Raw genomic sequence first — 13,227 nt, 5'->3', positions numbered from 1 at the left:
AGGTCGTCATCCCGATGGAGGACGTCGACGAGTTCAAGGGCGGCAAGAAGGTCACCGTCCAGAAGAAGGTGTTCCCCGGCTACCTGCTGGTGCGCTGCGACCTCGACGACGACACATGGGGTGCCATCCGCAACACGCCCGGCGTGACCGGCTTCGTCGGCCCGGGCACCAAGCCCACGCCGCTCTCGCGCCATGAGGTCGAGAACATCCTCCAGGTCAAGCAGGAAGGTGCGACCGGCGCCACGCCCAAGCGCACCCGGGCCCGCCTCGAGTACGAGGTCAACGAGACGGTGCGGGTCAAGGAAGGCCCCTTCGCCGACTTCTCGGGCCAGATCTCGGAGATCAACGAGGATCAGCTCAAGCTCAAGGTGCTGGTCAACATCTTCGGCCGGGAAACCCCGGTCGAGCTCGATTTCGCCCAAGTGGCGAAGCTCTAAAGGAACAGAAATGGCACGCAAGAAGGTCGCAGCGATCGTCAAGATCCAGCTCCCCGCCGGGGCGGCAACCGCCGCGCCCCCGGTCGGTACGGCGCTCGGTCCCCACGGCGTGGCGACGATGGACTTCGTCAAGCAGTACAACGCCCAGACCGAGAACCAGCGCGGTCAGATCATCCCCGTCGAGATCACGATCTTCGAGGACCGCAGCTTCACCTTCGTGCTCAAGACGCCCCCGGCGCCGGCGCTCATCCGCGCCGCGGCCGGACTCGAGAAGGGCGGCGCCACCGCCGGTCGCGCGACGGTCGGTTCGATCACGCGGGCGCAGGCCGAAGAGATCGCCAAGACCAAGATGCCCGACCTCAACGCCAACGACCTCGAAGCCGCCGTGCTCCAGATCGCCGGCACCGCCCGCTCGATGGGCATCGAAGTCAAGTAGCGCCTTCGGCCGGCTGACGCCGGCCGAGCTCAATTGTGCGGCTTCGCCGCGCAGTCCAAAGCGACCGACCGGCTGAGCCGGATCGGTCGCAGCCAAACCCGCAGCCAAACCCGCAGCCTGGATTACCTCACCAGGGCGGGGCGACCAGAAAGAGGGAGGCAGCGATGCCGGAACGAGGCAAGAACTACGAGAACGCCCTGAAGGGCTTCAACCGCGACGAGGTGTACTCGCCGCTCGAAGCCATGGGTCACGTGAAGTCCGGGGCGAAGGCCAAGTTCGACGAGACCGTCGAGTTGGCGCTGCGCCTCGGTGTCGACCCCCGCAAAGCCGATCAGATCGTGCGCGGCACCGTCAGCCTGCCCGGTGGCACCGGCAAGGCCGTGCGCGTCGCCGTGTTCGCCGCCGGTCCCGCGGCCGAAGAGGCCCGTCAGGCCGGTGCCGACATCGTGGGCGCCGACGACCTCGTCGAGCGCGTGCTCGGCGGATTCGTCGACTTCGACGTCGCCATCGCCACGCCCGACCTCATGGGTCAGGTCGGCAAGGCCGCACGCGTGCTCGGCCCGCGCAAGCTCATGCCGAACCCCAAGACCGGCACGGTGACCACCGACGTCGGCAAGACCGTCGGCGAGTTCAAGGGCGGCAAGGTCGAGTACCGCACCGACAAGGTCGGCAACATCCACGTCCCGATCGGCAAGGCAAGCTTCGACGCCAAGGCGCTGCTCGAGAACTTCCGCGCCGTGGTGGACGAGATCCAGCGCGCCAAGCCGGCCTCGGCCAAGGGCAAGTACATCCGCTCGGTCACGGTGTCTTCGACCATGGGCCCCGGCGTCCGCGTCGACACCAACCGCCTGCGGATCACCGACGAAGACCTCGCCGGTAGTCCCGTCGCCGGCGCCTAACGCGCCCGCGCTCGGGCGGGTTAGCCGACGTTCGGGCAGCGCGCCGGGTTCAACTCGGCGCGGATCCGCGCCGACGCAGTTGCGTCCGCCGGCCGGGGCGGCCCGCTGGCGAGCAGGTGCGGGTGCGTGGTGACGCTTACGAGCCGCGCCCCGTCGAAACCCAGGTCGAGCACGGCCGTGTCGCCGGCGGCGCCCGTGCGGTGGTGGAACACGAAGTTGCCGAGCGAGTAGGCGACGAGCCCGGTGGCGTCCTGCACGATCGGCTGGAGGACGTGCGGGTGCGAGCCGAGCACGACGGTGGCGCCGGCGGCGCGCAACGCCTTGGCGAGCCCGACGATCGTGGCGTCCGGGCAGGGCGCGAGCTCGACGCCCCAGTGGACCACGACGATGACGACGTCGGCCTCGGCCTTGGCTCGTTGTACGCGTTTGACCAGCGTGCGCTGGTCGTAAGCCGATGCCACGCCGGGATGGCCGGGCCCGGCGATCCACCCCGAGTCGGCGATGACGCGCGACGCACCCAGCACGGCGACGCGCACGCCGCCGATGGTGCGCAGCACCGGGGCACTCGCCTCGTCGGCGTCGTGGCCGCCACCCACGGGCGTGACGCCGGCACCACGCAGCGCGTCGAGGCCCTCGACGAAGGCGGCGGGCCCGAAATCGAGCGAGTGGTTGTTGGCCACGTTGACGACGTCGACGCCCGCCCGCGCCAGCGTTCCGGCCGCCGACAGCGGCGTGCGGAACACGTAGCTCTTGTCCTGGGCCGACCCTGTACCGGCGCTGGCGACGGCCGTCTCGAGGTTGACGATGGCGAGATCGGCGTCGGCCAGCGGGGGCGAGACGTGGGCGAAGGCGTCGATGCCCGCGGCTTCGGTGTCGTCGAGCAGCACGTCACCTGCCGCCATCAGCCGCCACGTCGGCGTCGCCGGGAGCGGGACGGTCGTGGACGTGGTCGACGCCGTCGTGGTGGTCGACAGCGCGGAGGTGGTCGTCACCGGCTGCTCGGAGAAGCCCTGGTGTTGCTGGCACGCGCACAGCAACCCCAACGCGACGACGATGGCTGGTCGGGGCCGCCCCACCCCGCCATTGTCCCAGGATGTGGTGTGGGCGGCGGGGAGCCGCTATCCTTCTTCGGCTCTGAACAACTGAATCCACTTCGCCGCAGACAGCCGGTCCGTTCCGACGGGTAATGGGTGCAAGCCCGCCAGCCGAGGTGAACCTCCTAACTCCTAGGGCGTTCGCACCTGTCTGCGACGCCCTATTTGTTTTCGTAAAGGAGGTGCAATGAGGACAGGAGAACCCCGTTCCGAGAAGGTCGCCGTCGTCGACGAAGTGCGCGAGCACTTCAACGACGCCGATGCTGCGATCCTCACCGAATACCGCGGCCTGAGCGTCACCGAGATCTCGAATCTTCGCCGCTCGCTTCGCCCGGCCGGCGCTGAGTACAAGGTCTACAAGAACACGCTGGTCCGGTTTGCGGCCCGTGATCTCGGCATCGATCTCGACGCCATGCTCGAAGGCCCGACCGCCATCGCGTTCGTCAAGGGCGATGCGGTCACCGTGGCCAAGGCGCTGCGCGACTTCGCCCGCACCAACCCGAAGCTGGTCGTCAAGGGCGGCCTGCTCGGCGAGAAGGTGCTCGACGCCAAGGACACCGCCGCGCTCGCCGACGTTGCTCCGCGTGAAGTGCTGCTCGCCCGCCTCGCCGGCGGCATGGCGGCACCGATGGTGCAATTCGCCGGCCTGCTCCAGGCGCTGCCCCGCAACCTGGCCTACGGCCTCAAGGCGCTGATCGACAAGCAGGGCGGTGCCCCGGAGGCCCCCGCCGAAGCACCCGCCGCCGAAGCCCCTGCGGTCGACGAAGCGCCGTCCGAAATCGCTGCCGACGATGCAGCACCGCTAATCGAAGAGGTCACAGAAGTGGCCACCACCGAAACCGAAAGTGAGTAGCCCAATGGCCACCAAGGAAGAAATCCTCGACGCAATTGCCAACATGACGGTTCTGGAGCTCAGCGAGCTCCTGAAGGAGTTCGAAGAGAAGTTCGGCGTCACCGCTGCGGCGCCTGTCGCCGTGGCCGCGGCTCCGGCCGGCGGTGGCGGCGGCGAAGCCGCGGCCGCGGAGGAGGAGAAGGACGAGTTCGACGTCATCCTCACCGGTGCCGGTGCGCAGAAGATCCAGGTCATCAAGGAAGTCCGTGCGCTCACGAGCCTCGGTCTGAAGGAAGCCAAGGATCTGGTCGACTCGGCTCCCAAGCCCGTTCTCGAGAAGGTCAACAAGGAGGCCGCCGAGGCCGCCAAGGCCCAGCTCGAAGGCGCCGGCGCCACCGTCGAAGTCAAGTAACTCCCGCAGTTCTGTGCGAAGCGGGGGCTCCGGCCCCCGCTTCGTCGCGTTTCAATGCACAACGGCGTACGTGCGCGTGATGCCGAAGCCCTTCAGATCCACGTCGCGGCGCGGCGCGACCTCCGCCTCCGCGAGTCGCGCCGCGGTGCGCATGGCGTCGTCGATCACGATCTCGCGATGCTGCGCGTCGGCGCACAGTCTCGACGCGAGGTTCACGACCGGGCCTACCGGCGTGTAGTCGGAGCGGCCGGCGAAGCCGACGCTGCCCAGGGTCGCCTGGCCGAAGGCGAGGCCGATCCCGTAGCCGATGGTCTGACCGCTCCGCGACCACTCGGCGGTGCGGTCGTCGAGGCTGCGGGCGACTTCGCCGGCGATGCGCACCGCGGCGGACGCGGCGTCGGGATGCGCCACGGGGTCGCCGAGGTAGGCGAACACGCCGTCGCCGTCGAAGCCGCCGATCGTGGCGCCGTGGGCGTCGAGCACGCGACCGACGGCGTCGTAATAACTGTGGAGCACCTCCATGACGCGCGCGGCGGTGGCGGCGTTGGCGAACGCGCTGAATCCGCGCAGGTCCACGAAGATCACCGCAATTTCGGCGCGATGAGGCGCCAACAAGGCCTCAGCGCCCTCGGAGGTGACGACTTCGGCCACCTGCGGAGACAGGAAGCGCCGGAGCCGCCCCGTCCGCTCGAGCTCGCGGACCTGCTCCTCGACTCGGTCTTCGAGGTGGGCGTTCATGAACGCCAGCTCGCGGCGGGTGTCGTCGAGCCGGTTGGTGAACGCGCCCATCAGCACCCCGGTGGCGACGGCCGCCGCCAGCACGTTGATGAACTGCAGCTGCGGTGAAGGCGGCTTGTCGAGCGCGGCCAGGGCCACGACGTAGAGCGCCAGTGTGAAGACCGTCACGGCAATCGCCCAGGATCGACGCAGAACCAGAAACGCAATGAGCAGCAGTTCGACGAAGAACACCGTGACCCCGCCGAAGTTGGCCCCGACAAGCACCACGGCCAGGTTCACGAGCACCGGACCGATCAGGAACAGCGCCGCCGCCAGCGCTGGGAACGCGACCTCCAGCCGGCGCGTCGAGGCCCGCGCCACGGCGAAGAGTCCGGCGGTAAGTGTCGCGGCGATGAGGAAGGCGACGCGCATGCCGAGGCGTTGCCGACCGTGCAGCGACGTCAGCCCCAGCACGTCGGGCAGGACGGCCACGACGCCGATGCCGATCAACCAGGCGATGGCGGTGATCAGAGAGCGGAGCGACGCGGTGCTGAGGTCCCGCGGCAGCGACCGGAACGGCCCGCGCCATACCAGGCTCTCCTCGACGTCGCCCCCCACGGTCATGCGGGAAGTCTGGCGCCGGGCTGGCGGAGCGCGCGGGAGGGCAGAAATGCTTGACCGATCGGGGTCGCTCCTTTACCTTGTCGCCAAGTGAAACGGACCCCCGTAGGGGGTTGATTTCCGCGTGCAGAACCGCGTATAATCGCTAGTTCCGTGCACGCCCCCTCGCCCGTCGTCGCAGTTGCCCTTGTTTCGACGCGCGCCCATTCTCCTGAGGAGTAGGTCTTGTCGGCTCGTCCCGTCACGCCCACCCGTTATTCGTTCGCGAACGTTGCGGACGTACTGCCGCTACCTGACCTGATCTCGGTCCAGCGCGACAGCTTCACCCGGTTCATCAACGAGGGGCTCCAGCAGACCTTCCGGGATCTGAGCCCGATCGAGGACTTCACCGGTCAGCTCAGCCTGGAGCTCGAGTTCGACCCGAACGACATCGACCTGCGCCCGCCGCCCAAGTTCACGGTGGAGGAGTGCAAAGAGAAGGACATGACCTACGCGGCGCCGATCTTCGTGCGCGCCCGGTTCATGAACGCCCAGACCGGTGAAATCAAGGAACAGACCGTCTTCATGGGCGACTTCCCGATGATGACGGACAAGGGCACCTTCATCATCAACGGCACCGAGCGCGTCGTCGTGAGCCAGCTCGTGCGCAGCCCCGGCGTGATCTTCCAGCCGGGCCGCGACGCCAAGACGATCGTCACCGGCACGATCCACCCCTACCGCGGTGAGTGGATCGAGTTCGACGTCGAGGCCAAGCCGGGCAAGGACATCACCGCCGGCACCCGCGTCGCCCGCAAGCGCCGCCTGTCGATCTTCGTGCTCATGCGTGCCCTCGGCTACGAGGACGACGCCGTCATCGAGCGCTTCGTGCACCACTTCGACTTCCTGGCCGGCCAGTGGGAGAAAGAGCGCGACATCGCGCCCACCCGCGACGACGCCCTCCTCGAGATCTACAAGCGTGCCCGCCCGGGCGAACCGCCCTCGGTGGAGTCGGCCCGCGCCTACTTCGAGAACGCCTTCTTCAACAACAAGCGCTACGACCTCACTCGCGTCGGGCGCTACAAGCTCGACCGCAAGCTGCGCCACGAGATCGACGTCATCGAGGAGATCCTCGGCGTCGACCTCGAGCGTCCCGAAGAGGGCCAGGGCGTGCTCAGCTCGTCGGAGATCCTGGCGGCCGCCAGCTACATGCTGCACCTCGCCAACGGCGAGACGGGCTACCGCCTCGACGACCAGGACCACTTCGCCAACCGCCGCGTGCGCAGCGTCGGCGAGCTGATTCAGAACCAGGTGCGCGTCGGTCTGTCCCGCATGGAGCGCGTCGTGCGTGAGCGCATGACGACCCAGGACGTCGAGGCCATCACGCCCCAGACGCTGATCAACATCCGCCCGGTCGTGGCCGCCATCAAGGAGTTCTTCGGGACTTCGCAGCTGTCGCAGTTCATGGACCAGGTCAACCCGCTGTCGGGCCTCGCCCACAAGCGCCGCCTCTCGGCCCTGGGCCCCGGCGGTCTGTCCCGCGAGCGTGCGGGCTTCGAAGTGCGAGACGTGCACAGCTCGCACTACGGCCGCATGTGCCCGATCGAGACGCCCGAAGGCCCGAACATCGGCCTCATCGGCGCCCTGGCGTCCTACGCCAAGGTGAACGACTACGGCTTCATCGAGACGCCCTACCGCGTCGTCGCCAACGGCAAGGTCACCGACGAGATCCGCTACCTCGCCGCTGACGAGGAAGAAGAGCACGTCATCGCGCAGGCGAACACGCCGCTCGACGCCAAGGGCAACTTCCTCGACGAGCGCGTCCTCGTGCGCCGCGGCCCGCAGGGCGCCGGCGTCATCGTGGGCGCCAGCAGCACCAGCTACGGCTCGACGTCGGAAGTCGACTTCGTGCCGCCGTCCGAAGTCGACCTCATGGACGTGTCGCCGAAGCAGATCGTGTCGATCTCGACGGCGCTCATCCCCTTCATCGAGCACGACGACGCCAACCGCGCCCTGATGGGCGCCAACATGCAGAAGCAGGCCGTCCCGCTCGTGCGCCCCGAAGCGCCCTACATCGGCACCGGCGTCGAAGCCCGCGCCGCGCAGGACGCCGGCGACGTGCTCATGGCCGAAGGCAAGGGCACGGTCACCGAAGTCTCGGGCGACCACATCACGGTCGAATACAACGAGAACCAGAAGGACCACAACGGCCATCAGCTCGGCCGCCGGGTCTACCGCCTCCAGAAGTTCCAGCGGTCGAACCAGAACACGGCGATCAACCAGCGCGTCCTCACCGAGGAAGGCGCCAAGGTCGACAAGGGCGACCTGCTCGCCGACGGTCCTTCGACCCACAACGGCGAACTGGCGCTGGGCAAGAACCTGCTCGTCGCCTTCATGCCGTGGGAGGGCTACAACTACGAGGACGCCATCATCCTCAACGAGCGCCTCGTGCGCGACGACGTCCTCACGTCGATCCACATCGAGGAGCACGAGGTCGACGCCCGCGACACCAAGCTCGGTGCCGAGGAAATCACCCGTGACATCCCGAACCTGAGCGAAGAGATCCTGAAGGACCTCGACGAGCGCGGCATCATTCGCGTCGGCGCCGAGGTCGAGCCGGGCGACGTGCTCGTGGGCAAGGTCACCCCCAAGGGCGAGACCGAGCTCACGCCCGAAGAGCGCCTGCTGCGCGCCATCTTCGGTGAGAAGGCCCGCGAAGTCCGCGACACGTCGCTCAAGGTGCCCCACGGCGAGACCGGCAAGGTCATCGACGTGCGGGTGTTCAGCCGCGACGACCAGCACGAGCTGCCCCCGGGCGTGAACATGATCGTGCGGATCTACGTCGCCCAGAAGCGCAAGATCTCCGAGGGCGACAAGCTCGCCGGCCGCCACGGCAACAAGGGCGTCATCTCGAAGATCCTCCCCGAAGAGGACATGCCCTTCATGGCCGACGGCACCCCCGTCGACATCATCCTCAACCCCCTCGGCGTGCCGAGCCGCATGAACGTCGGACAGGTGCTCGAGTCCGCGCTCGGCTACGCGGCGCGCTGGGGTTGGACGGATCCGAAGTCGAAGGACAAGGTCGGCACGCCGACGCGTTCGCCGCGCAAGACGCGGCCGCGTACCGAGCCGGCGGTGTGGGTTTCCACACCGGTGTTCGACGGTGCCCACTGGGACGAGACCGACCACGCCGGTAACCACCCGACGATGCAGACGATCTTCGACCACCTGAACCCCGACGGCATCGACGACACGCACCAGATGCAGAACACCGGCAAGGTGACGCTCTACAACGGGCGCACCGGCGAGCCCTACGACACGGCGATTTCGGTCGGCTACGTGTACATCCTCAAGCTGGCGCACCTGGTCGACGACAAGATCCACGCCCGCTCGACCGGTCCGTACTCGATGATCACCCAGCAGCCGCTCGGTGGTAAGGCGCAGTTCGGCGGTCAGCGCTTCGGTGAGATGGAAGTGTGGGCCCTCGAGGCCTATGGCGCCGCCTACGCGCTCCAGGAGTTGCTCACCATCAAGTCCGACGACGTCTTGGGCCGCGTGCGCGTGTACGAGGCGATCGTCAAGGGCGAGAACATCCCCGACCCCGGAATCCCGGAGTCGTTCAAGGTGTTGATCAAGGAGATGCAGTCGCTCTGCATCAACGTTGACGTCATGTCCAAGCTCGGCGGCGAGATCGAGATGCGCGACATCGACGACGACTACCGCTCCGACCTGGACATCGACATCAGCCGTCCGGAGCGTGGTTCTGACGAAGAAGACGCGCGTCGTGCGCGTGAAAGGGCTGGTTTCTAAGTGCTCGACGTCAATCTCTTCGAGTCTCTGAAGATCGGGCTTGCCCGGGCGGAGGACATCCGCGAGTGGTCCAAGGGTGAGGTGAAGAAGCCCGAGACCATCAACTACCGCACCCTGCGTCCGGAAAAGGACGGGCTCTTCTGCGAGAAGATCTTCGGCCCGACCAAGGACTGGGAGTGCTACTGCGGCAAGTACAAGCGCGTCCGGTTCAAGGGCATCACGTGCGAGCGCTGCGGCGTCGAGGTCACGCGCTCCAAGGTGCGCCGCGACCGCATGGGCCACATCGAGCTCGCCGCGCCCGTCGTGCACATCTGGTATCTGCGCGGCACCCGCTCGTGGCTGGCGTACCTGCTCATGGGCACCGAGGCGCGTGAGGAGCTGAAGGCCAAGCAGCTCGAAAAGGTCATCTACTTCGCCGCCAACCTCGTCACCTGGGTCGACGAGGAAAAGCGCCACGCCGACCTGCCCACGCTCGAAGCCGAACTGCTCGAAGAGCTCCAGGAGATCGAGAAGCAGCGCGACCTCGACATCGACAAGCGCTTCAAGGCGCTCGAGTCCGAGCTCGCCGACCTCGAAAAGGAAGGCGCCAAGGACAGCGAGATCAAGTCGCGCCAGAAGGCCTCGGACAAGGACCTCGCCGGCATTCGCGAGCGCGCCGAGCTCGAGCTCGACCTCGTGAAGCGGGCGTGGGACGAGTTCCGCGACCTGCACGCGCGCAAGATCATCGAAGACGAACTGCTGTGGCGCGAGCTCGCCGACCGCTACGGCGAGTACTTCGAGGGCGGCATGGGCGCCGAGGCCATCTCGTCGCTGATCGACCGCATCGACTTCGACTCCGAAGAAATCAAGCTGCGTGAGTCGATCGAAGCCTCCGACGGCCGCAAGCCCCTGTCCGTGCAGCGCAAGCAGAAGGCCATCAAGCGCCTCAAGATCGTGGCCGCCTTCAACCGCCGCAACGAGCAGGGCAAGCGCATCAACGACCCGCGCTCGATGATCCTCGAGGTCGTGCCGGTGATCCCGCCGGACCTGCGCCCGATGGTGCAACTCGACGGTGGTCGCTTCGCCACGTCCGACCTCAACGACTTGTACCGCCGCGTGATCAACCGCAACAACCGCCTCAAGCGGCTGTTGGATCTCGGCGCGCCGGAGATCATCGTCAACAACGAAAAGCGCATGCTCCAGGAGGCCGTCGACGCGCTGTTCGACAACGGCCGCCGTGGCCGTCCGGTGACGGGTCCGGGCAACCGCCCGCTCAAGTCGCTGTCCGACATGCTCAAGGGCAAGCAGGGCCGCTTCCGCCAGAACCTGCTCGGCAAGCGCGTCGACTACTCCGGCCGTTCGGTCATCGTCGTCGGTCCCACGCTCAAGCTGCACCAGTGCGGCCTGCCCAAGCTCATGGCGCTCGAGCTGTTCAAGCCCTTCGTCATGAAGAAGCTCGTCGACAAGGAACTGGCCCAGAACATCAAGTCGGCCAAGCGCATGGTCGAGCGTCGCAAGGCGCCGGTGTGGGACGTCCTCGCCGAGGTCATCAAGGAGCACCCAGTGTTCCTGAACCGTGCCCCAACGCTGCACCGCCTCGGCATCCAGGCCTTCGAGCCGGTGCTCGTCGAAGGCAAGGCCATCCAGATCCACCCGCTGGTCTGCACCGCGTTCAACGCCGACTTCGACGGCGACCAGATGGCGGTCCACCTGCCGCTGAGCTCCGAGGCGCAGGCCGAGGCCCGCATCCTCATGCTGTCGGCCAACAACGTGCTGTCGCCGGCCACCGGTCGCCCGATCACCGTGCCCACCCAGGACATGGTCTTCGGCTGCTACTACATCTCGCTGCACGTGCCGGGCGCGCCGGGCGAGGGTGCGGTCTTCCGCAACCTGTACGAAGTCGAGAAGGCCTTCGAAGAGGGCAACGTCTCGCTGCACGCGCAGATCACGTACCGCTCGCAGAAGCTGAACGAGGAAACCGGCGAGATGGAGACGAGCGACCTGCTCACCACTCCCGGTCGCCTCATGTTCAACTCGGCGCTGCCCGAGGGCTTCCCGTACGTCAACGACGTCATCGGTAAGTCGAACACGTCGATCGGCTCCATTGTCGAGACGCTGGCGTTCAACTACCCCAAGGTCGTCGTGGCCGAGTCGCTCGACCGCATCAAGACGATCGGCTTCCGTTACGGCGCCCAGTCGGGTCTGACGATCTCGATCGACGACGTGAAGACGCCGCCGAGCAAGGGTTCGATCCTCGACCGCTTCGAGAAGGAAGCCGAGAAGACCGAGACCCAGTTCAAGCGCGGCATCATCACCGACGACGAGCGGCGCCAGAAGGAAGTCGAGATCTGGACGTCCGCCAACAGCGAGATCAAGAAGGCGATGGAAGCCACGCTCGCCGAGAACCCGTTCAACTCCATCAACATGATGGTGGACTCGGGCGCGCGCGGAAACCCGCAGCAGATCGCGCAGATCGCCGGCATGAAGGGCCTCGTGTCCAACCCGCGCGGCGAGATGATTCCTCGTCCGATCAAGTCCTCGTTCCGTGAGGGCCTCTCGGTGCTCGAGTACTTCATCTCGACCCACGGCGCCCGCAAGGGTCTGGCCGACACCGCTCTGCGCACCGCTGACTCGGGCTACCTGACCCGTCGTCTCGTCGACGTCGCCCAGGAACTCATCATCCGCGAACCCGACTGCGGCACCACCCGCGGCATCTGGATCGAGGACATCAAGCCCGACTCCGCCGGCAAGCAGCAGCACCTCAACACGCGCCTGTACGGCCGCGTGCTCGCCGAGCCCGCTGGTGGCATCGACGCCGGCATCGAGCTCACGGAGCAGTTGGTCAACCAGCTGCGCGACAACCCCGACGTCGACCGCGTGCGCACCCGTTCGGTGCTCACGTGCGACGCCGAGTTCGGCGTCTGCGCTCTCTGCTACGGCCGCTCCCTGGCGACGGGTCGTCCGATCGAACTCGGCGAGGCCGTCGGTGTCATCGCCGCCCAGTCGATCGGTGAGCCGGGCACGCAGCTGACCATGCGTACGTTCCACCAGGGCGGTATCGCGGCTGACGGTGGCGACATCACCGCCGGTCTGCCCCGCGTCGTCGAACTGTTCGAGGCTCGCGTGCCCAAGGGCGCCGCGATCCTCACCAAGACGTCGGGCGTCGTGCGCATCACCGACGAGGACAACTCCCGTCGCGTCGCCGTCGTCGGCGACGACGGCACGGAAGAGGCCTACACGGTGTCGCTGCGGGCGCACCTCGAGGTCCGCGAGGGCCAAGAGGTCACCGCCGGCGACGCGCTCGTCGAAGGTCCCAAGGACCCGAAGCAGCTGCTCGAGATCAAGGGCATCCGCATCACCCAGCAGTACCTCGTCGACGAGGTGCAGAAGGTGTACCGGGCCCAGGGCGTGTCGATTCACGACAAGCACATCGAGCTAATCGTCCGCCAGATGCTCAAGCGAGTGTCGGTGGCCGAGCCGGGCGACTCGCCGTTCCTTCCGGGCGAGCGCGTCGACAGCCGCACCTACGCCGAGGTCAACCGCAGTCTCGTCGCCGAGGGCAAGCGCCCCGCCGAAGGTCGCCCCGAGCTCATGGGCATCACCAAGGCGTCGCTGGCCACGGATTCGTGGCTGTCGGCGGCGTCGTTCCAGGAGACGACCCGCGTGCTCACCGAGGCGGCCATCGAGGGCAAGAGCGACAAGCTCCACGGCCTCAAGGAGAACATCATCATCGGCAAGCTCATCCCCGCGGGCACCGGCATGCCGGTCTACCGCGAGGTCGGCATCGATGCCCCCGACGCCGAGCCGATGCTCGGATGGTCCTCGGACTACGGCGACGACGCCGATCTGGCGGCGTGGCTGGCCGATCGTGACCCCACCGCGGCGAGCGAAACGGTGTTCGACTGGAGCACGCCGGCGCCTGAGACCAACGGCTCCTACGACGAGCCGGCGGGCGAAGAACCCGCCCTCTAACCCAAAACGCTCCGAACTGGGCGCGTCAGATCTCGTTTTTCG

The 13,227-nt window shown here is 67.3% G+C and carries 9 protein-coding genes; 7 read left to right on the top strand and 2 right to left on the bottom strand.

Annotated elements, in window-relative coordinates:
• From nusG to rplA, 3 genes are all read left to right on the top strand, one after another.
• Window positions 1–437, top strand: a 437-nt coding sequence (gene nusG / locus VHC63_12685; GenBank protein HVV37457.1) for a transcription termination/antitermination protein NusG, incomplete at its 5' end; no start/stop codon positions are given.
• Window positions 438–447: 10 nt separating this feature from the next.
• A complete protein-coding gene (rplK, locus tag VHC63_12680) occupies window positions 448–873 on the top strand; it encodes a 50S ribosomal protein L11 (GenBank protein HVV37456.1) in 426 nt (141 codons plus the stop codon).
• A 164-nt stretch (window positions 874–1,037) separates the two neighbouring features.
• Entirely contained in the window at window positions 1,038–1,772 is a 735-nt protein-coding gene (gene rplA, locus VHC63_12675) for a 50S ribosomal protein L1 (protein HVV37455.1), read from the top strand.
• Window positions 1,773–1,792: 20 nt separating this feature from the next.
• Here rplA and VHC63_12670 read toward each other — a convergent pair whose 3' ends face one another.
• Entirely contained in the window at window positions 1,793–2,848 is a 1,056-nt protein-coding gene (locus VHC63_12670) for a CapA family protein (GenBank protein ID HVV37454.1), read from the bottom strand.
• Window positions 2,849–3,053: 205 nt separating this feature from the next.
• On the opposite strand from VHC63_12670, the gene rplJ reads away from it, so the two are divergent.
• Both rplJ and rplL read left to right on the top strand, forming a co-directional pair.
• Window positions 3,054–3,719: a 50S ribosomal protein L10 gene (gene rplJ / locus VHC63_12665; protein ID HVV37453.1), complete on the top strand. Its 666-nt coding sequence runs from the start codon at window positions 3,054–3,056 to the stop codon at window positions 3,717–3,719.
• Window positions 3,720–3,723: 4 nt separating this feature from the next.
• Entirely contained in the window at window positions 3,724–4,110 is a 387-nt protein-coding gene (rplL, locus tag VHC63_12660) for a 50S ribosomal protein L7/L12 (protein ID HVV37452.1), read from the top strand.
• Between the two features lie 51 nt (window positions 4,111–4,161).
• Here rplL and VHC63_12655 read toward each other — a convergent pair whose 3' ends face one another.
• Complete coding sequence (locus VHC63_12655) at window positions 4,162–5,451, bottom strand: adenylate/guanylate cyclase domain-containing protein (GenBank protein HVV37451.1); 1,290 nt, start codon at window positions 5,449–5,451, stop codon at window positions 4,162–4,164.
• A gap of 222 nt (window positions 5,452–5,673) precedes the next feature.
• Here VHC63_12655 and VHC63_12650 point away from each other — a divergent pair, with 222 nt between their 5' ends.
• Both VHC63_12650 and VHC63_12645 read left to right on the top strand, forming a co-directional pair.
• Window positions 5,674–9,234 carry a DNA-directed RNA polymerase subunit beta gene (locus VHC63_12650; protein HVV37450.1) on the top strand — a complete coding sequence of 1,187 codons (3,561 nt, stop codon included), beginning with the start codon at window positions 5,674–5,676 and terminating at the stop codon, window positions 9,232–9,234.
• Window positions 9,235–13,185: a DNA-directed RNA polymerase subunit beta' gene (locus VHC63_12645; protein HVV37449.1), complete on the top strand. Its 3,951-nt coding sequence runs from the start codon at window positions 9,235–9,237 to the stop codon at window positions 13,183–13,185.
• Window positions 13,186–13,227: the final 42 nt, after the last annotated feature.

The organism is Acidimicrobiales bacterium, assembly GCA_035546775.1.
Classification (GTDB): Bacteria; Actinomycetota; Acidimicrobiia; order Acidimicrobiales; family JACCXE01; genus JACCXE01.
This window is presented reverse-complemented; position numbering and strand designations above follow the sequence as displayed.